Origin of the sequence: Streptomyces sp. NPDC017225 (genome assembly GCF_044331465.1) — a bacterium.
Taxonomy (GTDB): domain Bacteria; phylum Actinomycetota; class Actinomycetes; order Streptomycetales; family Streptomycetaceae; genus Streptomyces.
This window is the reverse complement of sequence record NZ_JBIRNE010000003.1, coordinates 51302-76972: the sequence shown is the minus strand read 5'-3', so window position 1 is coordinate 76972 and position 25671 is coordinate 51302. Positions and strand designations below refer to the sequence as shown.

General features: G+C 72.6%; 28 protein-coding genes. 17 read left to right on the top strand and 11 right to left on the bottom strand.

The features are described from left to right. Positions 1-112 precede the first annotated feature (112 nt). A complete protein-coding gene (locus ACH4NX_RS07600; protein ID WP_398127699.1) occupies positions 113-526 on the top strand; it encodes a DoxX family protein in 414 nt (137 codons plus the stop codon). A 65-nt stretch (positions 527-591) separates the two neighbouring features. Here the strand turns inward: ACH4NX_RS07600 and ACH4NX_RS07595 are convergent, their stop codons facing one another. Further along, positions 592-1146 (bottom strand): RNA-binding S4 domain-containing protein, encoded by a 555-nt coding sequence (locus tag ACH4NX_RS07595; protein WP_351398993.1) that lies wholly within the window; start codon positions 1144-1146, stop codon positions 592-594. A gap of 133 nt (positions 1147-1279) precedes the next feature. Next, complete coding sequence (locus ACH4NX_RS07590) at positions 1280-1684, bottom strand: hypothetical protein (RefSeq protein WP_351398995.1); 405 nt, start codon at positions 1682-1684, stop codon at positions 1280-1282. A 342-nt stretch (positions 1685-2026) separates the two neighbouring features. Here ACH4NX_RS07590 and ACH4NX_RS07585 point away from each other — a divergent pair, with 342 nt between their 5' ends. Beyond that, a complete protein-coding gene (locus ACH4NX_RS07585) occupies positions 2027-2740 on the top strand; it encodes a uracil-DNA glycosylase (RefSeq protein ID WP_351398997.1) in 714 nt (237 codons plus the stop codon). Between the two features lie 125 nt (positions 2741-2865). Here the strand turns inward: ACH4NX_RS07585 and ACH4NX_RS07580 are convergent, their stop codons facing one another. Next, the gene (locus ACH4NX_RS07580; RefSeq protein WP_351398999.1) at positions 2866-3333 is read right to left on the bottom strand and encodes a GNAT family N-acetyltransferase; all 468 of its coding nucleotides are present in this window, start codon (positions 3331-3333) and stop codon (positions 2866-2868) included. Next, entirely contained in the window at positions 3330-3743 is a 414-nt protein-coding gene (locus ACH4NX_RS07575; RefSeq protein ID WP_351399001.1) for a RidA family protein, read from the bottom strand. Before ACH4NX_RS07575 ends, ACH4NX_RS07580 begins: the two co-directional genes overlap by 4 nt. Positions 3744-3960: 217 nt before the next feature. Here ACH4NX_RS07575 and ACH4NX_RS07570 point away from each other — a divergent pair, with 217 nt between their 5' ends. The 5 genes from ACH4NX_RS07570 (at position 3961) to ACH4NX_RS07550 (ending at position 9462) form a co-directional block, all read left to right on the top strand. Continuing rightward, complete coding sequence (locus ACH4NX_RS07570) at positions 3961-4737, top strand: nucleotidyltransferase domain-containing protein (RefSeq protein ID WP_398127698.1); 777 nt, start codon at positions 3961-3963, stop codon at positions 4735-4737. Between the two features lie 260 nt (positions 4738-4997). Beyond that, entirely contained in the window at positions 4998-6875 is a 1878-nt protein-coding gene (locus ACH4NX_RS07565) for an FUSC family protein (protein WP_398127697.1), read from the top strand. Next, positions 6875-8284, top strand: a complete 1410-nt coding sequence (locus ACH4NX_RS07560) for an amidohydrolase (RefSeq protein ID WP_398127696.1) — start codon at positions 6875-6877, stop codon at positions 8282-8284. Before ACH4NX_RS07565 ends, ACH4NX_RS07560 begins: the two co-directional genes overlap by 1 nt. A 150-nt stretch (positions 8285-8434) precedes the next feature. Continuing rightward, positions 8435-9124 (top strand): DUF899 domain-containing protein, encoded by a 690-nt coding sequence (locus ACH4NX_RS07555; RefSeq protein WP_351399010.1) that lies wholly within the window; start codon positions 8435-8437, stop codon positions 9122-9124. Positions 9125-9279: 155 nt separating this feature from the next. Further along, positions 9280-9462 (top strand): hypothetical protein, encoded by a 183-nt coding sequence (locus tag ACH4NX_RS07550; RefSeq protein ID WP_279563361.1) that lies wholly within the window; start codon positions 9280-9282, stop codon positions 9460-9462. Positions 9463-9474: 12 nt separating this feature from the next. Here the strand turns inward: ACH4NX_RS07550 and ACH4NX_RS07545 are convergent, their stop codons facing one another. After that, entirely contained in the window at positions 9475-9909 is a 435-nt protein-coding gene (locus ACH4NX_RS07545) for a hypothetical protein (protein WP_398127695.1), read from the bottom strand. Further along, a complete protein-coding gene (locus ACH4NX_RS07540) occupies positions 9906-10547 on the bottom strand; it encodes an ATP-binding protein (RefSeq protein ID WP_351399015.1) in 642 nt (213 codons plus the stop codon). The genes ACH4NX_RS07545 and ACH4NX_RS07540 overlap by 4 nt, the downstream gene beginning before the upstream one ends. Before the next feature lie 226 nt (positions 10548-10773). On the opposite strand from ACH4NX_RS07540, the gene ACH4NX_RS07535 reads away from it, so the two are divergent. The 3 genes from ACH4NX_RS07535 (at position 10774) to ACH4NX_RS07525 (ending at position 12937) form a co-directional block, all read left to right on the top strand. After that, entirely contained in the window at positions 10774-11634 is an 861-nt protein-coding gene (locus tag ACH4NX_RS07535; RefSeq protein WP_351399017.1) for a helix-turn-helix transcriptional regulator, read from the top strand. Continuing rightward, complete coding sequence (locus ACH4NX_RS07530) at positions 11635-11925, top strand: DUF397 domain-containing protein (protein WP_351399019.1); 291 nt, start codon at positions 11635-11637, stop codon at positions 11923-11925. 208 nt (positions 11926-12133) lie between these two features. Beyond that, positions 12134-12937, top strand: coding sequence for an SAM-dependent methyltransferase (locus ACH4NX_RS07525; protein ID WP_351399022.1), 804 nt, complete (start codon positions 12134-12136; stop codon positions 12935-12937). A 99-nt stretch (positions 12938-13036) separates the two neighbouring features. On the opposite strand, the gene ACH4NX_RS07520 is transcribed toward ACH4NX_RS07525, so the two are convergent. Further along, positions 13037-13516: an anthrone oxygenase family protein gene (locus ACH4NX_RS07520; RefSeq protein WP_351399024.1), complete on the bottom strand. Its 480-nt coding sequence runs from the start codon at positions 13514-13516 to the stop codon at positions 13037-13039. 161 nt (positions 13517-13677) lie between these two features. On the opposite strand from ACH4NX_RS07520, the gene ACH4NX_RS07515 reads away from it, so the two are divergent. Both ACH4NX_RS07515 and ACH4NX_RS07510 read left to right on the top strand, forming a co-directional pair. Then, positions 13678-14310, top strand: a complete 633-nt coding sequence (locus tag ACH4NX_RS07515; RefSeq protein WP_398127694.1) for a uridine kinase — start codon at positions 13678-13680, stop codon at positions 14308-14310. A gap of 251 nt (positions 14311-14561) precedes the next feature. Then, positions 14562-15356, top strand: coding sequence for a methyltransferase domain-containing protein (locus ACH4NX_RS07510; RefSeq protein ID WP_351399028.1), 795 nt, complete (start codon positions 14562-14564; stop codon positions 15354-15356). A 74-nt stretch (positions 15357-15430) separates the two neighbouring features. On the opposite strand, the gene ACH4NX_RS07505 is transcribed toward ACH4NX_RS07510, so the two are convergent. Then, complete coding sequence (locus ACH4NX_RS07505; protein WP_351399030.1) at positions 15431-16348, bottom strand: PfkB family carbohydrate kinase; 918 nt, start codon at positions 16346-16348, stop codon at positions 15431-15433. Next, positions 16345-17253, bottom strand: coding sequence for a pseudouridine-5'-phosphate glycosidase (locus ACH4NX_RS07500; RefSeq protein WP_398127693.1), 909 nt, complete (start codon positions 17251-17253; stop codon positions 16345-16347). The genes ACH4NX_RS07505 and ACH4NX_RS07500 overlap by 4 nt, the downstream gene beginning before the upstream one ends. Positions 17254-17374: 121 nt before the next feature. Here ACH4NX_RS07500 and ACH4NX_RS07495 point away from each other — a divergent pair, with 121 nt between their 5' ends. Beyond that, positions 17375-17803, top strand: a complete 429-nt coding sequence (locus tag ACH4NX_RS07495; RefSeq protein WP_351399034.1) for a VOC family protein — start codon at positions 17375-17377, stop codon at positions 17801-17803. Between the two features lie 117 nt (positions 17804-17920). Here the strand turns inward: ACH4NX_RS07495 and ACH4NX_RS07490 are convergent, their stop codons facing one another. Both ACH4NX_RS07490 and ACH4NX_RS07485 read right to left on the bottom strand, forming a co-directional pair. After that, positions 17921-18475 (bottom strand): methylated-DNA--[protein]-cysteine S-methyltransferase, encoded by a 555-nt coding sequence (locus tag ACH4NX_RS07490; RefSeq protein ID WP_351399036.1) that lies wholly within the window; start codon positions 18473-18475, stop codon positions 17921-17923. 33 nt (positions 18476-18508) lie between these two features. Next, positions 18509-19414: a glycerophosphodiester phosphodiesterase family protein gene (locus ACH4NX_RS07485; protein WP_351399038.1), complete on the bottom strand. Its 906-nt coding sequence runs from the start codon at positions 19412-19414 to the stop codon at positions 18509-18511. A 290-nt stretch (positions 19415-19704) separates the two neighbouring features. Here ACH4NX_RS07485 and ACH4NX_RS07480 point away from each other — a divergent pair, with 290 nt between their 5' ends. From ACH4NX_RS07480 to ACH4NX_RS07465, 4 genes are all read left to right on the top strand, one after another. Continuing rightward, the gene (locus ACH4NX_RS07480) at positions 19705-20583 is read left to right on the top strand and encodes an MHYT domain-containing protein (RefSeq protein WP_398127692.1); all 879 of its coding nucleotides are present in this window, start codon (positions 19705-19707) and stop codon (positions 20581-20583) included. 40 nt (positions 20584-20623) lie between these two features. Then, positions 20624-22762 (top strand): excinuclease ABC subunit UvrB, encoded by a 2139-nt coding sequence (uvrB, locus tag ACH4NX_RS07475; protein ID WP_398127691.1) that lies wholly within the window; start codon positions 20624-20626, stop codon positions 22760-22762. Between the two features lie 142 nt (positions 22763-22904). After that, positions 22905-23483 carry a TerD family protein gene (locus ACH4NX_RS07470; RefSeq protein ID WP_351399043.1) on the top strand — a complete coding sequence of 193 codons (579 nt, stop codon included), beginning with the start codon at positions 22905-22907 and terminating at the stop codon, positions 23481-23483. A 95-nt stretch (positions 23484-23578) separates the two neighbouring features. After that, entirely contained in the window at positions 23579-25630 is a 2052-nt protein-coding gene (locus tag ACH4NX_RS07465) for a TerD family protein (protein ID WP_398127690.1), read from the top strand. Positions 25631-25671 lie beyond the last annotated feature (41 nt).

The window sequence follows — 25671 nt, the reverse complement described above, 5'->3', positions numbered from 1 at the left end:
TTCCGGGCCGGAGAGCGGTCTGTATCCCCGACAGCATCACTGACCGCTCAGTTCAGGAGTTCCCGTGGCCGATACCTCCGCTCCCGCCGCTCCCGCCGCTTCAGTCACCTCCGTGACTTCCGTCGCGCCGTCCCGCGGGCGTGGCGCCCGGATCGCCCTGCGCGCGGTGCAGGTGCTCCTCGCGCTGTTCTTCGCCGTCGCGAGTGCCCTTCCCAAGTTGATCGCGCATTCCTCGGCGGCCGACACCTTCGCCGAGATGGGCTGGGGCAGCGCGGGCATGTACACGATCGGTGTCCTCGAGCTGGCGGGAGCGATCGCCCTGGTGATCCCGGTGCTGCAGTCGGCGGCGGGGGCCGCGCTGAGCGCGCTGATGGTGGGCGCGTTCGTCGTCCAGCTCACCTACTTCGACGGAGAGCAGGCGGCGACACCGCTCATCCTGATGGTGCCGCTCCTGCTCGTCGCCTGGGCCCGCCGCAGGCACAACGAGGAGCTGTTCCGACTGGTACGACCGGGACGACGCGCCTGACCGCCTGCCCTGCCATCGACGTCGCCGTCGACGCGGCCGGCAGGGCACGAGGGTGGCCCATGGTCTCAGGGCTTGGTCTCGGCATCCCTCCGGGCGCGGCTCAGGCTCTCCAGTCCGCGCAGGCGCTCCAGCTCCCGGCGGTCGCGCTTGGTCGGGCGGCCGGCGCCGCGGTCGCGGATGCCGGCCGGAGCGACGGCCTCGCGGGGCGGGGGAGGCGGGGAGTTGTCGATGTAGCACTGCGCGGCGACCGGGGCACCGACGCGCTTGCGGATCAGCCGCTTCACGACGACGACGCGTTCCCCGCCCTCCTGCCGCAGGCGCACCTCGTCGCCGACGCGCAGCGAGTACGCGGGCTTCACGCGCTCGCCGTTCACCCGGACATGGCCGCCCCGGCAGGCGGTCGCGCCGAGGGAGCGGGTCTTGATGAGACGGACGGCCCAGATCCAGCTGTCCACGCGGACGCTCTCGCCGCTCTTCGGCCCGGCCGCCTCGGCGGCGGCGATCGCGGAGGCGGTCTTCGGGTCCGGAGACTGGGCGGAGGCAGCGGCGCCGTCCCCGCCCGTGTCCTGTGGGTGGTCGGCCGTCCCGCCGTTCCCGCCCTCGTCATGCTCGGAAGCCATGGCTCGACCTTAACCGCCCGGCCAGGCGAACGGGACTCCCTTTTCCGGCGGCGACCGAGGCGGGCGGGCGCGTCTGATGTCCGGCGTCCCGGCGTCCCGGCGCGCGCCGGGACGCCGGGGCTCGACGACAGGCTCAGTACCGCGTGGGGAACAGCTGAAGTGTGGCCTTCTTGCCGGAGACCGACTTCACCCAGACCTTCAGGTTGTTGAACTGGACGGTGCCGCCCGGGCTGGAGCTGCCGCCGAGACGCCCGTCGGCGGCCGACATCCTCACGGACCGGGAGCTGATGCTCGTGATCTTCAGCTTCCCGAAACCGAACGTGCGGCTGTCGACCTTGATGGTCCTGGGCGCCGACACGGTGGTCGTGCACCGCCCGTCGTAACAGGGTCCGTTGGCGGCCGACGCCACCGGCGTCATCGCGCCGAACCCGAGTGTGCCCGCCATGGCCAGCGTCACGGCAGCCGTCGCGGTCCGCCGGCGCGCCGCACCGGCGGGGTTCACGGGGGCGGCGGCTGTCAGTCGGTGGATACGGTTCACGTCATCGTCCTTCGGTCGATCGGAGGTGGTACGGCGGGGGAGTTCCGCGCCGCCCGAGCCCGAGCCCGAGCCCGAGCCCGAGCCCGAGCCCGAGCACGGCACCGGTGCGTTCGGAGTCGAGGAGGGTCGGTCGGTGCCCCGCTGCACCGAGTCCAGCACCCAACCGGTTGTTCAGGAACATGCTCCGTACCCCTGAACAACTCGCGGCGCGGCTGCCGCCAGGACGGGACGGGACGAGGCGAGGCGGGACGGGAACGGGGCGGGAGCGGGAGCGGGAGCGGGAGCGGGACGGCACCGGCAGGCGCACGGCGCCCCGGTGCTGGACGGCCTTACGGTGGAGGCATGGACACCACCGGCCTCTCCGTACTCGACCAGCGGATCGCGGGCTGCCGGGCCTGTCCGCGGCTGGTCGACTGGCGGGAGGAGGTGGCCCGTACCAAGCGGGCGGCCTTCGCCGACTGGACGTACTGGGGCCGGCCGGTGCCGGGCTTCGGCCCGCCGGACGCGCGTCTGCTGATCGTCGGGCTCGCCCCCGCCGCCCACGGCGGCAACCGCACCGGCCGGATGTTCACCGGCGACCGCTCCGGAGACGTGCTGTACCAGGCGCTGTACGACGTGGGTCTCGCCTCGCAGCCCACCGCGGTCTCCGCCGACGACGGCCTGGAACTGTACGGCGTGCGCATCACCTCGCCCGTGCACTGCGCCCCGCCCGCCAACAAGCCCACCCCCGCCGAGCGCGACACCTGTCGCTCCTGGCTCGTTCAGGAGCTGGGCCTGCTGCGGCCGACGCTGCGGGCCGTGGTGGTCCTCGGCGCCTTCGGCTGGCAGGCGGCGCTGCCCGCGTTCGCCGAGGCGGGCTGGCCGGTGCCCCGCCCCCGCCCCGCCTTCGCACACGGCGCCCACGTCACACTGGACGCCCCGGACGGGGCCGGCCTGGACCTCTTCGGCTGCTTCCACGTCAGTCAGCGCAACACGTTCACCGGCCGGCTCACCCCCGAGATGCTCCGTGAGGTCCTGCGCACCGCGGCCCAGACGGCGGGTCTGCCCACCCGGTAGAGGGAGGTGAGCGTCCCGAGCCGACGGCGCTCACGCCTGGCCGGACAACGAGCTGATCCTCGGATACGAGGTCGGATACGAGGTCGGTACCTGAGGTCGGCCGCGTCCGGGTCCGTGTCCGCGCCCTAAGGCCGCCACACGTACCGCACGTCCGGCTCCCGCTCCTCGTTCCCGGCGCCGTCCGTCCACTCCACGGCCGTGAAACCGTGCCGCTCGTAGAAGCGGTGCGCGGGTGTGTTGACCTGGAAGGTCCACAGCGAGAGCCCCTCCGGCCTGCGATCCTTGGCCAGCGCGACGAACCGGTCCCCGACCCCGCGCCCGCGCCAGTCCGGGGCGAGATACAACTGCGACAGCTCCCCCTCCTCCAGCACCATCACGCCGACGACGGCACGGTCGGCCGCCTCCGCCACCCATGTCTCCCGCAGGGGCACCAGCACGTGACGGAAGTAGTCCTGGACCTCTTCGTCGGTGCGTGGCCGGACCACGGTCGGCAGCGCGGTGGCGAAGGACCGCAGCCAGACGCCGGCAGCCGCACCGGCGTCGGTGGTCACCGCCCGCCGCAGGACGACCACGCCGCTTCCCTCCCGGCTCACGGACGTATCTCCTCCGGAACGACCGCCGTCGCCGTGATCTCCACCAGCTGCCCCGGATATCCGAGGCAGCTCACCCCGAGGAGCGTCGAGGAATGCGGGCCGGTACTGAGCCCGGACGCCTCGACGACGTCCCAGACGGCGGACAGCGCGGCGGGCTCACCGCTCACCACGTACACGTCGGTCGCGAGCACGTGCCTCAGCTCGCTCCCGACGGCACGCAACTGCTCGGTGAGGTTCGCGATCACCTGCTCGGCCTGACGGACCGGATCGCCCTCGCCGACCAGCTTCCCCTCCGTGTCGAGGGGTACGGACCCGGCGAGGAAAGCCAGCCTCGTCCCGGCCTCGACGACGGAGGCATGGGAGTAGGTGGGCGGCGGGAACAGGCCGGGCACGGTGACGCGCTGGATCACGAGGGCTCCTGAGACGGTGAACGGCGGTCTCCCGATCGTCCGTTCCCCGGACCGTCTCCGCATCCGAATTTCCCCGCATCCCCATGTGCCCGCCCCGTATCCCCCCATTGCGCCGCGTCCGGACTGCCCGCCATCCGAATTCCCCTCGCGGTCCACGACCGGTCTCCCTAGGCTTCCGGTGCCCGTCACGCAGTCCCACCGCCAGGAGACCGACGCAGTGCCCACCCTCACGGAGCAGGCCTTCCTCGACACGACCGCCGACCGGCTCGCCGCCCTCCCCACCGTCCGGGCGGTCACCCTCGGCGGCTCCCGGGCCCAGGGCACTCACGGCCCCGACAGCGACTGGGACCTGGCGGTCTACTACCGGGGCGCCTTCGACCCGGACGATCTCCGTGCCCTCGGCTGGGCGGGGGAGGTCTGCGAGATCGGCGCATGGGGCGGCGGCGTCTTCAACGGGGGCGCCTGGCTGACGATCGACGAACGCCGGGTCGACCTGCACTACCGCGACCTCGACGTGGTGGAACACGAGGCGGCGCGGGCGGATGCGGGACGCTTCGGTGTCGAGCCGCTGATGTTCCATCTGGCGGGCATCCCGACGTACCTGGTCGTCGCGGAGCTGGCGATCAACGAGGTGCTGCGCGGCGAACTGCCCCGCCCCGCCTACCCGCGGGCCCTGCGCACCACCGCCCCCGACCGCTGGTACGAAGCGGCCACCGCCACCCTCGCCTACGCCAGGGCCGGCCACGCGCCCAAGGGCGCCCTCACCCAGGTCGCCGGCGCGATCGCCCTCGCCACGACGCAGACGGCGCACGCGGTACTGGCGGCGCGCGGGGAGTGGGTCACCAACGAGAAGGGGATGGTCGAACGGGCCGGGCTGGACGGGATCGACCCGCTGCTGACGGGCCTGACACCGGAACCGGGCAGCCTGGCACGTGCGATCACGGAATGCGAGACGCTGCTCGACCGAGCCGTACGGACAGCCCGGCACCAGTAGGCGAGGGCAGCACCCGTACCAGGGCACTCGTCGCAGGGCACTCGTCCCAAGGCACCACCCGTCGCAGGACCCGCCCGGCGAAGGCGGCGAAGAGACGGGACGCGCGGCACGGAAGATCGTCACGTCCGCGAAACACACGCGTTCCCGTCCCTTCGAGTAGCTCCTCTACCGTTGACACCACCCGCACCCGCTCCACAGCCCGGCCACCGTCGCCCGAAGGCTCACTCCGCCCTCGACCAGACGACAGGAGCCCGCGCCCCGTGCTTCGCACCGCCCGTCGTACCGCCCTCTCCCTCCCGCCCTGGCTCGCCCACGCCCTGAGAGCCCAGCGCGGACCCGTTCCCTGGAGCGCGGTGATCCGGGGCACGCTGGCCGGCGGGCCGCTGCTGCTCGTCGCCGTACTGGCCGACCGGGCCTCCCTCGGGGTCGCCGCCGCCATCGCCGCCATGCTGGCCGGCATCAACGACCGGCCGGGCAGCCGCCGCACCTCCGTGCGGCGCATCGGCGTGCCCGCGCTCGCCGGGGCCGTCGGGCTGCTCGTCGGGACGTACGCCGGGCAGCACCTCGCAGCCGTACCGCTGACCCTGCTGCTGACGGGGCTCGGGCTGGTCGCCGGAGGTGTCAGCGCCGTCGGAGCCGTGGCGTCCGGGACCGGGACGCAGTTGCTGGTCACCAGTGCCGTCGGGGCCGGTATGCCGTTGCCCGACCCCGGGTGGCAGAGCGTGCTGGCCTTCCTCACCGGTGCCGGATGGCTGCTCGCGCTGCGGCTGGTCCTGCCCACACCCGGCTCCCTCACCGGCGACCACCGCCTCGACTCCCGCTTCGGTTTCCGCTTCGACGGGGAGCGGGCGGCCGTCGCCGCCGTCTATGACGCCGTCGCCGCGCTCCTGGACGCGGTCGGTACGGAACACGCCGTCGCCCGCCGGGCCGCGCTCACCGCCGCCCTCGACCACGCGCAGGACGCGCTCGCCGGACCCCGGCTGCGGCGCCACGCCTCCTCCGCGGCCGAACGGCGGCTGCACGCCCAGTACGCCGCCGCGCTGCCCCTCGGCGAGGCCGCGACCGCGCTCGCCTGGGCGGAGCGGCCCGTGCCGGCACGGGCCGGCGAGGGACCCCGGCGGCTCGCCGCGGCCGTCCGCGGCAACTTCCCGGCCGGGCCACTGCCCGCCCCCAGTCGCACCGACCCCGCCCTGCGCGCCCTCGACGACGCCCTCCTGCACGCCGCGGAGGCCTTCGACCGGGGCCGGGGCCGGGACCTGCACACCCGCAGGCGGCCGGCCGCCTTTCTGGCACGCACCGTCCTCGGCGCCGGCGGACGGGAGTACGGGATGCGCGTCGGCCTGTGCTTCGGGACCAGCGCCGCCGTCGCCCAGGTACTGCACCACGGCCACTGGTACGGGGCCCACCAGCACTGGTACTGGCTGCCCGCCACCGCCGTCTTCCTCGTCAAGCCCGACCTCGGCCCCCTCGTGTCCCGGGTGCTGTGCCGGGCCGCCGGGACCGTCCTCGGGGCGCTCCTCTTCGCCGGGTTCGCCGCCGTGCTGCCCCGGCCGGAGGGGCTGGTCGTGCTCGTCGGCGTCTGCGGTGCCCTGGTGCCGGTCGCCGCGCGGCATTTCGCCGCTCAGACCACCGTCGTCACCGTCCTCGTCCTCGCGCTGGTCATGGTGGGCGGCGAGCCCCAGGCCTCCGTCAGCCGCATCGGGGAGACGCTGCTGGCCTGCGCGATCGTGCTGGTCGTCGGGCATCTGCCGATGCCGGGGCAGCGGGGTGGCGGGATCCGCGCCCGGATCGGTGCCGCCGACACCGCCGCGCACGCCTACCTCGCCCACGTCCTCAGCGAGTCCGACGACCGCGCCATCCGGTGGACGCTGCGCCGCGAGGCCTACCGCACGCTCGCCGAGGCCCGCGCCGCCATCGCCCTCGCCGCCGCCGAACTTCCTTCCCTCGCCCGGCACTCCGAGGGCGCGGACGAGGTCGCCGCGGTCCTCGAACGGCTCGTGGACACCACCACCGCGTGCGCCGTGCACCTCGACGACACCGGCCGGCTCACGCCCCGTCACACCGAACGGCTCGCCGAACTGCGGAGCGAACTCGGCGAGCGGCGCGCACGCGTGGACCGGCGCCCTACGTTGGCGTGATGACGCCTTCTTCCCATGAGAGCCATGAGAGCCATGAGAAGCCCGCCGATCTCGTCGTCACCGGCTGCACCGTACTCGTGCACGACGACCGGGAACGGATCGGCTTCCAGGAGGACGCGGCCGTCGTCGTACGGGACGGAGTCGTCGATTCCGTGACGAGCGCCGCCGCCGTGGACGGACTCCCCGCCGTCGACCGCGTCGACGCACGCGGCCAGGTCGCCCTCCCCGGGCTGATCAACTGCCACACGCACGCGCCGATGGTCGCCCTGCGCGGACTCGCCGAGGACCTGCCCACCGAGGAGTGGTTCGACGACGTCGTCTGGCCCGTCGAGTCCAACCTCACCGAACGGGACGTGGAGCTGGGTGCCCGGCTCGCCTGCGCCGAGATGATCCGCGCGGGAGTGACGACGTTCGCGGACCACTACTTCGCCATGGACGCCGTCGCCGCCGTGGTCGCCGAGTGCGGGATGCGGGCGCTGCTGGGGCAGGCGTACTTCTCCTCGCAGGGGCCGCGAGGACGGGAGGCGTCACTCGACTTCGCGCTGCGCCACCGCGACACCGCCGGCGGCCGCATCACGACCGCCCTCGCCCCGCACGCCCCCTACACCGTGACCGACGCCGACCTCGCCGCCACCGCCGGTCTCGCCCGGGACCACGGCCTGCCCGTGCACCTGCACGCCGCCGAGAACCGCGACCAGACCGACGCCAGTCTCGCCCGGCACGGCGTCACCCCCATCGAGGTCCTGGAGCGCACCGGCATCCTCGACACCGACGTGCTCATCGCGCACGGAACCGGCATCGGCGAGGCCGATCTGCCGCTCCTCGCGCGCGCGGGCGGCCGTACGGCCGTGGCGACCGCGCCCCGCGGCTACCTCAAGTTCGCCTGGCCCACCACCACGCCCGTGCGCGCCCTGCGCGACATCGGTGTCCCCGTGGGGCTCGCCACGGACGGTGCCGCCTCCAACAACTCCCTGGACGTGTGGGAGTCGATGGCGCTCACATCGCTGATCCAGAAGTCCACCGAGGGCGACCCGCGGTGGCTGACCGCCCGCCAGGCGCTGCACCACGCGACGCTGCAGAGCGCCGACGCGGTCGGGCTCCGCGACACCGTCGGCCGCATCGCGCCGGGGTGGCGGGCCGACCTCGTCCTGGTCGACCTCACCGGACCGCACACCCAGCCCGTGCACGACCTGGCCGCCACCCTCGTGCACAGCGCCCGGTCCGCCGACGTGCGCACGACGATCGTCGACGGGCGTGTCCTCATGCGGGACCGCGAGCTGCTGACCCTCGACGTCCCCGCGGTGGTGCGGGAACTGGGGGAGCGGCTGCCCGCCCTGACCGACCGCGGTCACGGCCGGCGTGTCCAGAAGTACCGCGAGCACGGCGCCCGGGCGTCGTACGACACCTGAACATCCAGGTCAGCGGCTTCCCGGCGCGCACCCGAAAAGAATCTTGCCGGGCCGCGATGAGTTCCGCTCCGTCCGTCGGTCACCACCCCGACGGAACCGATCGCACGCCGCACCCGGCACGCCGCACGCCGCACAGGAGGAGCTGGACCCATGTCGCTACCCGAGATCGTCACCCGCGCGGACTGGCGCGCGGCGCGCGAGGCCCTGCTGGTCAAGGAGAAGGCGGTCACACACGCGCGTGACGCGCTCAACGCCGAGCGGCGCGGGCTGCCCATGGTGGAGGTCGACAAGGAGTACGTGTTCGAGGGCGGCGACGGCAAGGCCACGCTGCTCGACCTCTTCGAGGGACGCGACCAGCTCGTCGTCTACCACTTCATGTTCGCGCCCGAGTGGGACGCCGGGTGCCGCAGCTGCTCGGCGTTCCTGGACCAGATCGGGCACCTCGCGCATCTGAGGGCCCGCGGTACGTCGTTCGCGGCCGTCTCCAGGGCGCCGTACCCGAGGATCCTGCCGTTCAAGGCGCGGATGGGCTGGACGCTGCCCTGGTACTCGTCGTACGTCAGTGACTTCAACACCGACTTCGAGGCGACCCTCGAGCACGAGGGCGAGCTCGTCGAGAGGCCGGGCCTGAGCTGCTTCCTGCGGGACCGCGACCGGGTGTTCCACACCTACTCGACGTACGAGCGCGGCCTCGACGGAATCGGCTCGACCACCACCCTGCTCGATCTGACCGCGCTCGGCCGGCAGGAGCAGTGGGAGAAACCGGAGGGGCGCGCGTCAGCCCTCGGCGCGCCGGCGGGCAGCGAGAACATCCGCTACCACGACGAGTACGAGGACTGACACACACCGTAGCGAAAGGGTCCGAACGGCTGAGGTGCCGCTCACACTTTGCGGTGAACGAGTGTCAACTATGTCTCAGTACCATCACCGCGCGAGGTGTTCGCTCCATGGTTGGCGTTTAACTCTACGAGTACAGCGCTACATGGAGGTGCGGGGTGAACGGGCGAACGGTGCTCGAACGCTTTCCCGCCGGTGGACCGCGAGGATCCTGGCCGGCGGAGGAGTTCGCGAACGCGCGGCGTCTGGAGGGCCTGCCCGCCGAGGTCGTGATGGACCTCGCCACGGACATGTTCCTGGTCATCGTCCGCGGCGACGCCGTCGGCGGCGCGGCAGCCTGAGCGCGGCGGTGCCTACGCGCTCACCGGCCGCGACCAGGTGGGCGTCGTGTCCGTCAGCCGGCACAGTGCCAGGTAGAGCGGGATCGGCGGGGTGTACGGAACCGTGCCGTCCGGACGGTGGATGAGCCCGGGGACGTCCGGGGCGTCGGGGAGGACCGCGCCCGTGGCGTACCGCGCGGGGGCGGGCCACTCCAGGGCGTAGTCGGAGTCGGACGGGACGATCCACCACCAGTGCGCGTCGTCGGCGTAGACGCAGCCCACGCGCGGCAGCCGGGGCAGCACCAGGGGGCCGAAGCGGGCGGGCACCGCCACGGCGTCGCAGCCCAGCGGGGCCGTCATCCCGTCCGGCACGGGCAGCCGCCGGAGCGTCCCGGGGGCGCGCAGTCCGCGCTGGAGGCGGAGGAGTGTGTCCAGGCCGAGCGGTCGTATGCGAAAAGCAGCCTTCATGGCCATTCGGTCCCCGTTCCGCGGCGCGCCTGGACGGGGCGTCCCTCCGCCTCGCCGTCGTCACCCGGCCCGTCGGCGGGGCCGGGCTTCGGGCGGGCGCCCCAGCCCAGGTCGTTGTGGGGCTCCGACGGATCGCGCGGCCCGTCGGCCTTGCGTGGCAGCTCGGCCCAGACCAGCAGTCCGGGGCCGTGTTCGTGGGCGCCCCAGGCGTGGCACAGGGCGTCGACGAGGAGCAGCCCTCTGCCGTGCTCGTCGTCGGGCTGTTGGCCGGCCGAGGGGTGGGGCTTGCCGGGGGCGCAGCCCTCGTCGCGTACGGCTATACGGACCAGGTCGGCGCCGTCGTGCAGCTCGCACACTATGTGTCTGCTCGCGGTGTGCACGATCGCGTTGGTCACCAGCTCGGAGACGACCAGGGCCGCGGTGTCGCAGGTGTCCTCGCACACCGACCAGCCGTTCAGCCGGGCGCGTGTCAGGCGTCTGGCCTGCGCGGGGGAGCCCGGATGGGCGGACAGCTCGAAACGGAACCGGCGCTCGGCGGCGGCGGCCCCCGAAGGGCCGGCTCCCATGGCGGCACCGAGGCCCAGGGAGCCCGCGGTGGCGTCTGTTCCTAAGGGCGCGGACGGAATCACGCTTGCCACTATCGCCCCGCCGTGAACACTTGGCAAGTGTCACTCTGAAAAATGCAGAGTGCTGTGTGACGGTCTGGACGGCCGTGGCACACTGCTGGCAACAGCACGTCGAGCGGCGCCACTTCAGACCGCCGGGAGCCCGATCAGGTTCTCGAACAGGCCTTCGAATGGCGCCGCCGGGCTGTCCGCACAAAGACGCGTCAGGACTCTTTCGGGACTCTTCAGGAGGTGGGCGGTGAGCGAGCCGCGGTCCGCGCCGACGGTCGGCCAGGTCGTCCTCGGCCGGCGCCTGCTGGACCTGCGTGAACGCGCCGGTCTCAAGCGCGAGGAAGCCGCCCGCATCCTGCGCGTCGCCCCCGCCACGGTCCGCCGGATGGAGATGGCCGAGGTCGCCCTCAAGATCCCGTACCTCCAGCTCCTGCTGAAGGCCTACGGCATCGACGACGAGGAGGCCGACGCCTTCGTCCAGCTGGCGGAGGACGCCAACCAGCCCGGATGGTGGCAACGCTTCCACGACATCCTGCCGGGCTGGTTCTCCATGTACGTCAGCCTGGAGGGCGCGGCCTCCCTCATCCGCTCCTACGAGCCCCACTTCGTCCCCGGAGTGCTGCAGACGGAGGACTACGCGCGCGGGGTGCTGCGCTCGGGAGCCATCGGACAGACCCGGCCCGACGACATCGAACGCCACGTCGACCTGCGCATGCAGCGCCAGGAACTCCTCACCCGCGAGGACGCGCCCAGGCTGTGGGTCGTGATGGACGAGACCGCTCTGCGACGCCCCGTGGGGGGCTCGGAGGTGATGCGCGCCCAGATCGACAGGCTGCTCGAAGCCACGAAGCTGCCCAACGTGACGCTCCAGGTCGCCCCGTTCTCCAACGGGCCGCACCCGGGCACGTACGGGCCCTTCGTGCTGTTCCGATTCGCCATGCCGGAACTGCCGGACATGGTCTACAGCGAGTACCTGACCGGCGCCGTCTACCTCGACGCGCGCGCCGAGGTGGCGACCCACCTCGAGGTCATGGACCGCATGGCGGCGCAGGCCGCCACGGCACATCGCACGAAGGAGATCCTCCGGGATCTCCGCAAGGAGCTGTGAATGAACCGCATCCAACCCCAGCGCTCGCCGTACAACCGCGTCGAGCGGCTCCACAACGAACGGATCTACAACGGCATGCCCGCCCGGGAGCTGGGCAGCGAGGGCTGGCACAAGCCGTGGAGCGGCGGCAACGGGGGCAACTGCCTGGAGGCGATGAAGCTCGCCGACGGCCGGATCGCGGTCCGGCAGTCCACCGATCCCGACGGGCCGGCGCTGATCTACACCCCCGCCGAGATGACGGCCTTCATCGAGGGGGCGAAGGCGGGAGAGGCGGACTTCCTGCTGTCCTGAAACACGCGCTCTGTTGATGCTTGTTTTCTAAGCTGTTTGGCACTGAGTCGATCACCCACCGCGTCACCACCAGTCGTCACCTTCAGTCAGCACCACCAGTCAGCCCCCACCAGTCATCTCCCACTCACCCACCCACCCACCCACTCACCCGCACCGTCCGTCGCCGTCACCCGTTGCCAGGGCAGAACTCAACACCTTGGAGCTCGTCATGACCGGGCAGCACCACGCCGAGATCGACACGAGTAGGCCGCACCCCGCGCGGATGTACGACTGGTATCTCGGTGGCAAGGACAACTACCCGGTCGACGAGGCGATGGGCCGGCAGATGCTCACCCTCGACCCGAGGGTGCCGGTGATGGCGCGGGTCAACCGCGCCTTCATGCACCGCGCCACCCGCTGGCTCGCGGGCCGGGGCGTACGGCAGTTCCTGGACGTCGGTACCGGCATCCCGACCGAGCCCAACCTCCACCAGGTCGCCCAGGAGACCGCGCCCGACGTCCGCGTCGTCTACTGCGACAACGACCCCATCGTGCTGGCCCACGCGGCGGCCCTGTTGCGGGGAACTCCCGAGGGGGCGACCGAGTACCTCCAGGCCGACGTCAGGGACCCGGACGCCATCCTGGACGGTGCCAGGAAGATCCTGGACTTCGACCGGCCCGTCGCGCTGTCCCTGGTCGCGCTGCTGCACTTCGTCTCCGACGAGGACGGTGCGCACGACCTGGTCGGCCGGCTGCTGTCGGCGCTGCCGTGTGGCAGCCATCTGGTGATGACCCACGCGACGGCCGACTTCACTCCCGAGGAGTCGCGGGCGGCCACCGAGAAGCTCAGGGCCGCCGGTGTCACCCTGGCCCTGCGCTCACGCGAGGAGTTCGCCCGCTTCTTCACCGGCCTCGACCTGGTCGAGCCCGGCGTCCAGGTGCCCCACCTGTGGCACCCGGAACTGGGCGAGCCGGTCGCCGGGCAGGAGGACGGGGTCATTCCGGGGTACGGGGCGGTGGCCCGTAAACCGTGAGCCGTTGACGGGGCGCCGGACGGCCCGCCGCTCACCCCGTCCCGGTCGGCGGGCCCGCCTCTCGCCCACCGCGCCAGGACCGCGACGCCGTCCGCACGCTCAGGCGAGGGCCAGCACGTACGCCACCGCCGCCGCGGCCGAGGCAGCCGTGCGGACGTGGTTCCACGCCGTCCACTCGCGCACGTACGAGGACCAGTGCACGGCCGCCTCCGCGGAGCCGGGATCCAGCCGGAGCAGCGCGGAGTTGCGCGGCACGTTGGCGGCAGCGGTCACCCCGAACGACCCGGACAGGAACAGCGCGCTGCCCAGCAGCAGCTCCACCGCGGCCCCCTGCGGCCACCGTACGAACGTCACCACGGCGATCACCGCGGCCACCACCGACGTCCCGAGGAACACGAGCATGAAGGCCGGCCGCACCGCGGCGGTGTTGACCGCGTTCATCGCGGCGACCCCCTGCGCGGGCGGCAGCGCCGCGAGCCCTCGCATGACGAAGGTCGAGAACGCGCAGAAGACGCCCGCCGTCAGTCCGGTCCCGAGCACTCCCAGCACCGTCAGCACGAAGTACGGTCCGTCGATCATCGTGTCAGCTCCCACCCGTCGCTTCGATGCCCGCTCGGCACCGTCGGCCCTCGATCACTCCAAGTCAACCTCCGTACGGGCACGGTGACCATGGCCGATGGGCGCGAGCGCATACGCGAGCGTCCAGGCGGGCGGGCCGGCGGCTGACGCATGATGGGCGGGTGCGACTGAAAGCGATCACCTGGGACCGGCTCGGCGACCTGCTCGCCGATCGCCTGCTCGACCTCGAACCCGCCGACGGCGGTGCCTGGCCGCGCGTCGCCTTCGACGGTGCCCCGGCCGCCCGCCCCGGCGACCTCGCGGACCGGGTCTCCGCCGCGCTGAGCGTCCGCGGCCGGCCCTCCCTCGTCGTCGGGACGGAGGGCTTCCTGCGCCCCGCCTCCCTCCGCCTCGAGTACGGGCATCAGGACGCCGAGTCCTACTACAACGGCTGGCACGACACCGGCGCCCTGTGGCGCGAGGTCTTCGACCCCCTCGGGCCGGGTGGCGACGGGCGCGTCCTGCCCGACCTGTGGGACCCGGTCACCGACCGTGCCACCCGCAGCGCCTACGTCCACCTCCCGCCCGGCGGTGCGCTGCTGCTGCACGGTCCCTTCCTGCTGCGCCACTGGTTCCCCCTCGACCTGAGCGTCCACGTCGTCCTCGGCTCCGGAGCACTGCGCCGCCGCACCCCCGAGGCCGAGCACTGGACCCTCCCCGCCTTCGACCGCTACGAGGAGGAGAGCGATCCCTTGGGTACCGCGGACGTCCTGGTGCGCGCCGACGATCCACGGCATCCCGCGTGGAACGGCTGACGCGCCCGGCGGGCGGCTCCTTCGCCCACCGCTGCCCCCGCGTGCGCGACCCGGCCGGTCGCTGACGCGGGCGACGGCTGTCAGACGGCTGTCCGCTGGCCGTGGCTGTCAGACGGCTGTCCGACGGCTGTCATGCGTACGGACGAGCCGTGGCCGTATCGCCGGCGCGGTTCCCGGCCGTCTCCGCGGCAACGTCGCGCGCCGGAGCGTCGACCACTTCGGGCAAGCCGGACAACTGGGATGATCCGCGTATGACGCGAACCGACGGATACCTCCTCGACAACCGGCGGGCCGAGGCGGCGGAGCGCTTCGACGCCTTCGCCACCCTCTTCGACCCCACGACGTTCCGGTACCTCAAGGCGCTCGGCGTCGGACCCGGCTGGCGCTGCTGGGAGGTCGGTGCCGGAGGCACCTCGGTGGTGTCCTGGCTGGCCAAGACGGTGGGGCGGACCGGCAGGGTGCTCGCGACTGACATCGACACCTCGCGGGTCGCTCCGGCCGGCCGGCACCCGGTCGAGGTGCGCGTGCACGACGTGGGCGCGGAGGAACCGCCGGGGGAGGGCTTCGACCTGGTGCACGCCCGGCTCGTGCTCGTCCACGTGCCGGACCGGGAACGGGCGCTGAGGTCGATGGTCCGGTCCCTGCGACCGGGTGGCCGCCTCCTGGTCGAGGACGCCGATCCCGCGCTGCAGCCCCTGCTCTGCCCCGACGAGCACGGCCCCGAACAGCAGTTGGCGAACCGGCTGCGGCACGGCCTCCGCCAGCTGCTGGCCCACCGGGGCGCCGATCTCTCCTACGGCCGCCGGCTCCCGCGTCTGCTCCGGGAGGCCGGACTGCGCCGGGTGGAGGCCGACGCCTACTTCCCGGTCACCTCATCCGCGTGCGCCGCACTGGAGTCCGCGACGGTCCGTCAGGTCCGCGACCAGCTGGTCGGCGCCGGGGCGGCCACGCACGAGGACATCGACCGCCACCTGGCGAACGTCGCGTCCGGCGGCATGGACCTCGCGACGGCTCCGATGATCTCGGCGTGGGGGCGCAAGCCGTAGAGGAGGGGCCTGCCGTGTCGTCGTCCATGCCCCCTCCCACGCGCCCACCTGCCCGGTCGGCCGCCGGCCGGCCGTCAGACAGCCGCCCGTGGAGGTCTCCCGCCCACCCGTTCGACCGCCCTCGCTCCCGCCCCGCACCCCGCGGCCGCCGCCTCCTCGGGCCCCGCGCCCGCGAGCAGCGCGGCGAGGAACGCGCCGGTGAAGGCGTCACCGGCGCCCGTACTGTCCCGCGGCGACGCCGGAGCGGCGGGGACACGCGCGCACACGGCGCCGGACCGGGCCACCAAGGCACCCTCCGCGCCCTGCTTGGCGATCACCAGCGGGACGTGCCGGCTCAGTTTCGCCGCCGCGTCCGCGGGGTCGGGCAACCCGGTGAGCAGGCACGCCTCGTCACGGCTGGGCAGCAGGACGTCCACTCCCGCGACCAGGTCCAGGAAACGGCCGACGCCCAGCCCGGTGAGGAAACCCGCCGACGCCGGGTCCAGGCTGACCGGCACTCCACGCGCGCGTGCCGCCGCCAGGGCGACCGGCACCAGAGCGCGGCTCGGCTCCGAGAACAGGAGGTAGCCCGACAGGTGCAGCCGGGCCACACCGTCCAGCAGCCCGTCCGACCAGTCGCCGGGCCCGATCCGCAGCGACGCCCCGCTGTCCGTCAGGAACGTCCGCTCGGCCGAGTCACCCGTGTCGACCAGGCAGATCACCGTCCCCGTCGGCGCCTCCGGGTCGACGACCAGGACAGGACGCACGCCATGGGCGGCCAGCTCCCGCTCGTGCCAGGCCGCCGCGTCGGCGCCGACCCGCCCCAGCATCCGTACGTCACCGCACCCTCCGTAGGCGGCCCAGCAGGCCACGTTGGCACCCGCCCCGCCGGGCAGCCGGCGGATCGAGGCGGCCGTGTCCGTGCCGGCGGCCAGCGGTCCCCGGTGCCGGGCGACGACGTCCGTGACGACATCCCCGACGACCAGCAGCGCGCCGCCCGGCTCCGCGGTCACGCCCCGGTCCAGGCCGCCGCCACGCGCGCCGCCAGCCGCACGTTCCCGCGCACGGCCGCCAGGTTGGCGCTCAGCGAGGCACCGTCGGTGTGCCGTACCAGGTAGTCGAGCAGGAACGGGGTGACCGCCTGGCCCGTGACCCGCTCCTCCTCGCACGCGTGCAGCGCGTCGGCGAGCACCCGCCCGTGCAGCGCGGGGTCGAGCTGCTCCTCCTCGGGGACGGGGTTGGCGACCACGAGGGCGGACCGCGGCCCACCGAGCGCGTCCTGCGCCCGCATGACCGTCGCCACCTGCTCCGGGGTGTCCAGCGTCCAGTCCACCGGATGGCCCGAGTCGGACAGGTAGAAGCCGGGGAAGCGGTCCGTACCGTAACCGGCCACCGCGACGCCCAGGGTCTCCAGCCGTTGCAGGGTCGCCGGCACGTCCAGGATGGACTTCACGCCCGCGCAGACGACCGTGATCCGGGTGCGTGCCAGCAGGCCCGGATCCGCCGACTCGTCCTGCGTCACCGTCCACTCGCGGTGCACGCCACCGAGCCCGCCGGTCGCGAACACCCGTACGCCCGCCAGGGCCGCCAGCAGGGCGGTGGCCGACACGGTGGTCGCGCCGCTCGCGCCGGCGGCCACCGCGAGCGGCAGGTCGCGGTGGCCCAGCTTGCGGATGCCGTCCTCGTTCGCGACCCGCTCCAGCTGCTCCTTGTCCAGGCCGACATGGGGTCGTCCGTCCAGCACGGCGATGGTCGCCGGTACGGCGCCCTCCCGCCGCACCGTCTCCTCCAGCTCCCGTGCCACCAGCAGATTGCGCGGGCGCGGCAGCCCGTGCGCGATGATCGTGGACTCCAGCGCCACCACGGGGTGACGCGCGTCGATCGCCGCCCGTACCTCTTCCGACACCATCAGCATCACGGGCCTGCCTCCTGTCCGTCGGTCCTCCCTCATCCCTGGCGGGCGGGGGACCGGGCCAAACCCTCGCCGAGTCCCTGCCGGACTCTTGCGGAGCTGCGGGGAGGGCACGAGGCTGGCAGCCATGACGGACAACACGACACGTCTCGACCATGTCGTCCTCTGGGTGCGCGACCCGGTCGCCGCGGCCGGCTTCTACGAGAAGACCCTGGGACTGGAGCCCCTGCGGGTCACCGAGTACGCCGCGGGGACCGTGAGCTTCCCCTCCGTGCGCCTCAACGAGGAGACCATTCTCGACCTCGCACCGCACTCCATGGCGGAACGCATGCGAGTGGTCCCCGGCGCCGACGGCAGCGCGGGCCATCCCGTCAACCACGTCTGCGTGTCACTGTCACGGCACGACTTCGAGGCACTGCGCACCCGCCTGGAGGAGCAGTCGGTTCCGGTCTCGGAACTCTCGTACGACGCCTACGGCGCCCGCGGCGCGGCCCGGCGCAGCTTCTACTTCGGCGACCCGGACGGAAACATCTTCGAGGCACGGCACTACGAGTAGCCCGGCCCGGCACCGCCCGGGCACCCGCCGCACGAGGCCGCCCCGCTGCCCGGCACCGCCCGGCCGCCCCGCCACTCGGCACACGCGGCCGCCCGGCCGACGCGTGCGGCCGGCCCCTCAGAACAATGGCTCGGGCAGCACGCCCTCCAGGGCGAGCAGCCGCCGCTTGGTGTCCAGACCGCCCCCGAACCCGCCGATGCCGCCGTCGCTCTCCACCACCCGGTGGCACGGCACGACGACCGGCAGCGGATTGGCCCCCATGGCCATGCCCACCGCCTGGGCGGCGCCCGGCCGGCCGACCCGGACGGCGAGGTCGCCGTAGCCGACGACCGAGCCGTAGGGGACGCCCGATGCCAGCTCGCGCAGCACCTGCCGGTTGAAGCCGGAGATCAGCGACCAGTCCAGCGGCAGGTCGAAGTCACGCCGGCCGCCCGCGAAGTACGCCTCCACCTGCCGTATCGCCTCGGTCAGCAGAGGGGAGCCGGGCGCCTCGACGGGCTCCGTGCCGAGCCGGGCCGCGAGCCCTTCGAGCGCCTTGTCGCGCGCGGCGTCGGTGGCGTGGAACACGACGTTGACCAGACCGTCGCGGGTGGCGGCCAGCAGCAGCGGACCGATGCCGGTGCCGACGACGGTCCACACCACCCGCTGTTCGTACTCCCCATGGCTGTCCATGCGCCCACGGTACGGCCGGCCACTGACAACGGGTCACCGGCCGGCGTGCTCCTCCTCCCGGTCCCCGTCCTCCTCCACGGCCTCCCGCACCACGTCGGGCTTGTTGGTGATGATGCCGTCGACGTCGTACCCGGCGGCCCGCCGGGCGGTGTCAGCCGAGTCGACGGTCCAGGTGAAGACCTCCAGCGGCCTGCCGTGCGGTCCCGTGAAGGCGTGGACCGAGGAGACGTAGCTCCTGGAGAGGGAACCGTACGACGGGTTGATCTGGTCGGTGAACTCGGCGTACTCGGGCAGGTCCGACACGGGAGGCGCGCCGAGGAACCCGGTCCTCACGGCCGGCTCGAGCTCGTGGACGGTACGGACACTGTCCGCGCTGAAACTCTGCACGACCAGCCGGGCCGCCACATGCCGCCGGTCGAGCCAGCCCTCGTTGGCGAGGACCTTGAGGGTCTGCTGCTCGATGCCCGGGTACAGCCGGGGGTTCTTCAGCTCCAGCAGCAGCTTCTGGTGGTTGTGCTCCACGCGGTCCACGTACTGCTCCAGTGTCGGCACGCGCGCGCCCGCGTACTCGGAACCGAACCAGCTCCCCGCGTCCAGCCGCGCGACCTCCGCGGCGGTGAAGTCCTTCACCTTCCAGGGCGACCGGTCGGGAAAGACCTCCTCCACGTTCGTCGTACGGCGCAGGCTGTCGTCGTGGAGGACGACGAGTTCGCCGTCCCTGGTGCGCTGGACGTCGTTCTCCACCCAGCGGATGCCCAGCTCGGCCGCCTTGTCGACGGCGGCCAGCGTGTTCTCCGGCGCGTACCCGGAAGCGCCCCTGTGGGCGACGACCGAGGGCCCGTCGTCGCCGCTCCGGGTGTCCCGGGCGTGCGAGAGCGGAGCGAGCAGGGCGACTCCCAGAAGTGCGGTGGTCGTGACGGCAACTGCGCGCACGTGCATGCGTACTCCTCGCGTCGATCGATCACGGACAGCACCACTGTGACACCAGAGAGTCAACAGAAGAGGGGTGCAGAATGACCACAGGCTTAATGGAGTTGCTCAACTCCGCTCACCGGGACCGCACAAGTGGGGCAAACCCGTGATTCTTTGCCGGAGAATCGTTCGACCATTCCGGTGGGAGTCATACTCTCTGCCTCGACCCTGACCGTTCACGCGGTTCTGGTAGGGGGTGCACACCAGCAAATTCCGGGACGTAACCGGGGCGTAAGGAAGCGGAAGGGCAGCCGCACATGCAAGGCACGGTCGAGGGATTCAACTACGGACTCGTCACACCGCTGGTGGCCTATCTCATGGCCTGCCTCGGCGGTGCCCTCGGGCTGCGCTGCACCACCAGGTCCATGCGGGTCACCCGCTCCTGGCGCCCAGGGTGGCTCGCCCTCGGCTCGGCGGCGATCGGCTCCGGCATCTGGACCATGCACTTCATCGCGATGATGGGGTTCACGATCGAACACACGCCGGTCCGCTACGACTGGCTGATGACCTTCGCCAGCCTGGCCGTCGCCATCGTCATGGTGGGCATCGGGATCTTCATCGTCGGCTACCGGGGCGCGCGGGGGACGGCCCTGTTCACCGGCGGCACCATCACCGGCCTGGGCATCGCCTCGATGCACTACCTGGGCATGGCCGGAATGCGCCTGGACGGGCAGCTGACGTACAACACGTTCACCGTCGCCGTGTCCGTCGTCATAGCCATGGCCGCCGCCACCGCCGCGCTGTGGGCGGCCGGACAGGTCCGCGGTTTCCTGTGGAGCGTGGGCGCCAGCCTGGTCATGGGGCTGGCGGTCACCGGCATGCACTACACGGGCATGGCAGCCATCGAGGTCCACCTCCACGGCACCGCCGACCCCTCCACCGGGGGCTCTCCCGCCGAACTGCTCGCCCCCATGCTGATCGGCCCCCTCGCCTTCCTGCTCCTGGCCGGAGTGGTGGTCATGTTCGACCCGCTGATGGTCATGGGGCAGCCCGCCACAGTCCCCGTCGAGCGGAAGCCGGGCGTCCCCGCCCACACCGAGGCCCCGCGCGCGGTCCGCCACCCGGTGCACCACCCCGGGCACCACACGCGCCGCCCCCTCGTCCACCGGCGCTCCCGCACCCCGCAGAACCGCTGATCCGGGCCCGTTGTCAGTGCGGGGTCGTACGGTGGAACCCATGCGGCCCGTTTCCCAGATCGAACGCACGGTGGCGCCCTTCGAGGTCGTCAGCCCCTACCAGCCGAACGGCGACCAGCCGGCGGCCATCGCCGAGCTCGCCCGGCGTGTCGAAGCAGGCGAGAAGGACGTCGTCCTGCTCGGCGCGACCGGCACCGGCAAGTCCGCCACCACCGCGTGGATGATCGAGAAGCTCCAGCGCCCCACCCTCGTGATGGCGCCGAACAAGACACTGGCCGCCCAGCTGGCCAACGAGTTCCGCGAGCTGCTGCCGAACAACGCCGTCGAGTACTTCGTCTCGTACTACGACTACTACCAGCCCGAGGCGTACGTCCCGCAGTCGGACACCTACATCGAGAAGGACTCCTCGATCAACGAGGAGGTGGAGCGCCTGCGCCACTCGGCGACCAACTCACTGCTCACCCGCCGTGACGTCGTCGTGGTCGCCTCCGTCTCCTGCATCTACGGCCTCGGCACCCCGCAGGAGTACGTGGACCGCATGGTCCCGCTCCGGGTGGGCGAGGAGCACGACCGGGACGAGCTGCTGCGCCGCTTCGTGGACATCCAGTACACGCGCAACGACATGGCCTTCGCCCGCGGCACCTTCCGGGTGCGCGGCGACACCATCGAGATCTTCCCGGTCTACGAGGAGCTCGCGGTCCGCATCGAGATGTTCGGTGACGAGATCGAGGCCCTGTCGACGCTGCACCCGGTCACCGGCGAGATTATCAGCGACGACCAGCAGCTGTACGTCTTCCCCGCCTCCCACTACGTCGCGGGCCCCGAGCGCCTGGAGCGGGCCGTGGGCGACATCGAGAAGGAGCTGGCGGAGCGCCTGACCGAGCTGGAGCAGCAGGGCAAGCTCCTGGAGGCCCAGCGACTGCGGATGCGCACGACGTACGACCTCGAGATGCTCCGCCAGATCGGCTCCTGCTCCGGCGTGGAGAACTACTCCATGCACTTCGACGGCCGCCTGCCCGGCTCCCCGCCGAACACCCTGCTGGACTACTTCCCGGACGACTTCCTGCTCGTCATCGACGAATCGCACGTCACCGTGCCGCAGATCGGCGCCATGTACGAGGGGGACGCCTCGCGCAAGCGGACCCTCGTCGACCACGGCTTCCGGCTGCCCTCCGCGCTGGACAACCGCCCGCTGAAGTGGGAGGAGTTCCAGGGACGCATCGGGCAGACCGTGTACCTGTCGGCGACCCCGGGCGCCTACGAGCTCTCCCGTTCGGACGGCGCCGTGGAGCAGATCATCCGCCCCACCGGCCTCGTCGACCCGGAGGTCGTCGTCAAGCCCACCGAGGGCCAGATCGACGACCTGGTGCACGAGATCCGCAAGCGGACCGAGAAGGACGAGCGCGTCCTGGTCACCACCCTCACCAAGAAGATGGCCGAGGACCTCACCGACTACTTCCTCGAGCTCGGCATCCAGGTCCGCTACCTGCACAGCGACGTCGACACCCTGCGCCGCGTCGAACTCCTGCGTGAGCTGCGGGCCGGCGAGTACGACGTCCTGGTCGGCATCAACCTGCTCAGGGAGGGCCTCGACCTGCCGGAGGTCTCCCTGGTGGCGATCCTCGACGCCGACAAGCAGGGCTTCCTGCGCTCCGGCACCTCCCTGATCCAGACCATCGGCCGCGCGGCGCGCAATGTCTCCGGGCAGGTCCACATGTACGCCGACCAGATCACGCCGGCGATGGAGAGGGCGATCGACGAGACCAACCGCCGCCGCGAGAAGCAGGTCGCGTACAACAAGGCGAACGGCGTCGATCCGCAGCCGCTCCGCAAGAAGATCAACGACATCGTGGCCCAGATCGCCCGCGAGGACGTCGACACCGAGCGGCTGCTCGGCTCGGGCTACCGCCAGTCGCCGGACGGCAAGGGCGCCAAGGCTCCGGTGCCCGCCCTCGGCGGCCGGGCGGCGGCCGGGACGAGGGCGGCCAAGGGCAGGGCGAAGGAGACGGCGGTGACCGACCGCCCCGCGGCGGAGCTCGCCGAACAGATCGAGGACCTCACCACCCGTATGCGGACGGCCGCCGCGGACCTCCAGTTCGAGATCGCGGCCCGGCTGCGTGACGAGGTCTCCGAGATGAAGAAGGAACTGCGTCAGATGAAGGAGGCCGGCCTGGCCTGACGGCCCGCCCGAGCACGCGCTGTGTTGCAAGAACGACACAAAGTGCGGACCGGGGTGGGGCGCTGTCAGTGCCCCTGCGTAGGGTTCTGGTCAACCGCGGGGACCGCGGCAACAGGGGACAGTCCGAAGAGGGGATCAGCGCGTGACCGTCAACATGACCAAGGGTCAGGCCATCAGTCTGCAGAAGAACGACGGCGGCAGCCTGACGTCGGTGCGCATGGGCCTCGGCTGGCAGGCGGCTCCCCGGCGCGGCCTGTTCGGCTCGCGCACCCGCGAGGTCGACCTGGACGCCTCGGCCGTCCTGTTCGCGGACAAGCAGCCGGTCGACGTCGTCTTCTTCCGCCACCTGGTGAGCGACGACGGCTCGGTGCGCCACACCGGTGACAACCTCGTCGGCGGTGTCGGTCAGGGCGGTGACGACGAGGCGATCCTCGTCGACCTGCAGCGTGTCCCGGTCCACATCGACCAGATCGTCTTCACCGTGAACTCCTTCACCGGCCAGACCTTCCAGGAGGTGCAGAACGCCTTCTGCCGCCTGGTCGACGAGACCAACGGCGACGAGCTCGCCCGCTACACGCTGGCCGGCGGTGGCGCCTACACGGCCCAGATCATGGCGAAGGTGCACCGGGTGGGCCAGGGCTGGTCGATGACCGCCATCGGCTCCCCCGCCAACGGCCGTACCTTCCAGGACCTGATGCCGGCGATCCTGCCGGTCCTGTAGCGGACCGCCACCGACCGGCCGGTCCCGGGAGCAGGCCGGACGGGCACCGCACGGCACATCACGAGTGACGCACGAGTGACACAGGGGGAAAGGCGATGACGGCCGAGCTCACGCGGGGACAGAACCACCCGCTTCCCCGGGCCCGTCTCGAGATCCGGGTCTCGGCCGGCACGCCGATCGTGGCCGGAGCCACACTCGGCGACGAGAACGGCGAGGTCCACGGCGCCGCATGGGTGGCCCACCCGGGCACACCCATCCTGCCGGGGCTGGAGGTCTCCCGACAGGCAGCCGCCGAGCACCGCCTCGCGGTGGACCTGGAAGCCGTGCCGGACGCCGTGCACCGCGTCAGTGTGCTGCTCGCCCTGCCCGCCGGAGGGCAGGGGCCGGCCCGTTTCGGGGCTGTCCCCGCCCCCTTCGTCGCCGTCACCGGCCTCGACGGCAGCGAGGTCGCCAGCTACACCATCACCGGTCTGGAGGCCGAGTCCGCAGTCGTCGCTCTGGAGCTCTACCGGCGCCAGGGCGACTGGAAGGTGCGCGCCGTCGGCCAGGGCTACGCGGGCGGCCTCGCCGAGCTCCTCACCGACCAGAACCTGCCCCAGGCCCACCAGCTCGCCGGGAACATCCAGGAGGCGGTGGCAGGCGGCCTGGCCCGTTCCCTGCCGGCGCCCCCGGCTCCAGGGGCCCGTACGCCCGACGGCAACCGCTCCCGGCAGACCGCCGCCCCGGCGCACGGTCCGGACCACGGCGCCGCCGCACCTCAGGGCGCCACCGACCCCGTACCCCCGGCGTCCCCGTACGACCCGCAGGGCGGCTCCGACCCGCGCGCGCCCGGAGCCCCGGGGCAGCACGGCACGCCGCAGCCGTACCCCGGCGGACCGGAGGGCTCCGGCACCACCGGGCAGCCGTCCGCGCCCGCCGGCAGCGGCCCGATCGACTACAGCCACCCACGCCGGCGGAACGCCGCTCCGCCTCCGCCCCCGCCGACCGCGCCTCCGGCCGCACCCGGGCAGCCCGCCCGGCCGGTCGCGGGCGATGCCACCGGCTGGTCCATGGAGGAGCGGCTCTACAACCAGGTGTGGGGCATGTTCGAGGACCTGGCGCGCACCACGGCCGCCTACCGGAGCGCCGTCGACTTCGCCGACTCGCGCATGGAGAAGGAACTCGACCAGGTCCTGTCCGACCCGCGCAGCCGGATCGGCGGCCAGGGCGACGCCGCCCGGGAGGCCGCGCGCGCCCGGCACGCCCAGCTCGTCTCCCAGGCCCAGGAGGTCCTGGACCGGGACGTCGCTCAGCTCGCCGCCGAGGCGGACGTGGTCGAGCCGGCCCTGCCGGCGGCCTGCGCGCGCTGGGACAACCCCGTCTGGCACGCCTACCGCGTGCCCATGGAGACCCCCATGGCCCTGCGGCTGGGCGATCTCCATCTGCCCGAGTCGCCCCGCATCAGCATCCCGCTGCTGGCCAGGCTGCCGCTGGAGCGCGGCCTGTGGATCGACAGCGGGCGTTCCACCTCGCTCGACGGCTCGTTCACCGACTCCCACGAGGTGCGGCGGCTGGGCCTGGAGACCGCGGTCGCGCACGCGGCCAGGCTGCTCGCCGTCCATCCGGCGGGCGAGTTCACCGTGCATGTCATCGATCCGGCCGGATCGGGCACGCGGGGACTGGCACCACTGGTGCACAGCGGTGTGCTCGCGGCCCCGCCCGCGCTGGGGGCCGCCGGGACGGCGGACGTACTCGCCCGCCTCACCCAGCGCGTCGACCTGGTGCAGATGGCGTTGCGCGGAGGCGCTCCCGACGCGCTCCCGCCCGGTCTCGACACGTCCCAGCAGCTCCTGATCGTCAACGACTTCCCGCACGGCTTCGACGACCGCGCGGTGAACCAGCTGCGCTACCTCGCCGACGAGGGGCCGGCCGTGGGCGTGCACCTGATGATGGTCGCCGACCGTGAGGAGTCCGCCGGGTACGGGCCGCTGCTCGACCCCCTGTGGCGCTCGCTGCTCCGGCTGACGCCGGTGGCCGACGACCACCTCGCCGACCCGTGGGTCGGGCATGCCTGGACGTACGAGCCCCCGCTCGTGCCGCCCGGCAGCCAGGTGCTTCAGCAGGTGCTCGCCCAGGTCGCGGCAGCCCGCCGTCCGGGGAAGCGGTGACCATCTCCGACCTGCGCTTTTGAGCGTAATTTGCGAATCTC

Excerpts from the sequence above, each read along its gene's own strand:
- ACH4NX_RS07595 (WP_351398993.1), bottom strand. The coding sequence starts at position 1,146 with ATGGCTTCCGAGCATGACGAGGGCGGGAACGGCGGGACGGCCGACCAC.
- ACH4NX_RS07585 (WP_351398997.1), top strand. The coding sequence starts at position 2,027 with ATGGACACCACCGGCCTCTCCGTACTCGACCAGCGGATCGCGGGCTGC.
- ACH4NX_RS07560 (WP_398127696.1), top strand. The coding sequence starts at position 6,875 with ATGACGCCTTCTTCCCATGAGAGCCATGAGAGCCATGAGAAGCCCGCC.
- ACH4NX_RS07555 (WP_351399010.1), top strand. The coding sequence starts at position 8,435 with ATGTCGCTACCCGAGATCGTCACCCGCGCGGACTGGCGCGCGGCGCGC.
- ACH4NX_RS07545 (WP_398127695.1), bottom strand. The coding sequence starts at position 9,909 with ATGAAGGCTGCTTTTCGCATACGACCGCTCGGCCTGGACACACTCCTC.
- ACH4NX_RS07530 (WP_351399019.1), top strand. The coding sequence starts at position 11,635 with ATGAACCGCATCCAACCCCAGCGCTCGCCGTACAACCGCGTCGAGCGG.
- ACH4NX_RS07525 (WP_351399022.1), top strand. The coding sequence starts at position 12,134 with ATGACCGGGCAGCACCACGCCGAGATCGACACGAGTAGGCCGCACCCC.
- ACH4NX_RS07520 (WP_351399024.1), bottom strand. The coding sequence starts at position 13,516 with ATGATCGACGGACCGTACTTCGTGCTGACGGTGCTGGGAGTGCTCGGG.
- ACH4NX_RS07510 (WP_351399028.1), top strand. The coding sequence starts at position 14,562 with ATGACGCGAACCGACGGATACCTCCTCGACAACCGGCGGGCCGAGGCG.
- ACH4NX_RS07495 (WP_351399034.1), top strand. The coding sequence starts at position 17,375 with ATGACGGACAACACGACACGTCTCGACCATGTCGTCCTCTGGGTGCGC.
- ACH4NX_RS07490 (WP_351399036.1), bottom strand. The coding sequence starts at position 18,475 with ATGGACAGCCATGGGGAGTACGAACAGCGGGTGGTGTGGACCGTCGTC.
- ACH4NX_RS07485 (WP_351399038.1), bottom strand. The coding sequence starts at position 19,414 with ATGCACGTGCGCGCAGTTGCCGTCACGACCACCGCACTTCTGGGAGTC.
- ACH4NX_RS07480 (WP_398127692.1), top strand. The coding sequence starts at position 19,705 with ATGCAAGGCACGGTCGAGGGATTCAACTACGGACTCGTCACACCGCTG.
- uvrB (WP_398127691.1), top strand. The coding sequence starts at position 20,624 with ATGCGGCCCGTTTCCCAGATCGAACGCACGGTGGCGCCCTTCGAGGTC.
- ACH4NX_RS07465 (WP_398127690.1), top strand. The coding sequence starts at position 23,579 with ATGACGGCCGAGCTCACGCGGGGACAGAACCACCCGCTTCCCCGGGCC.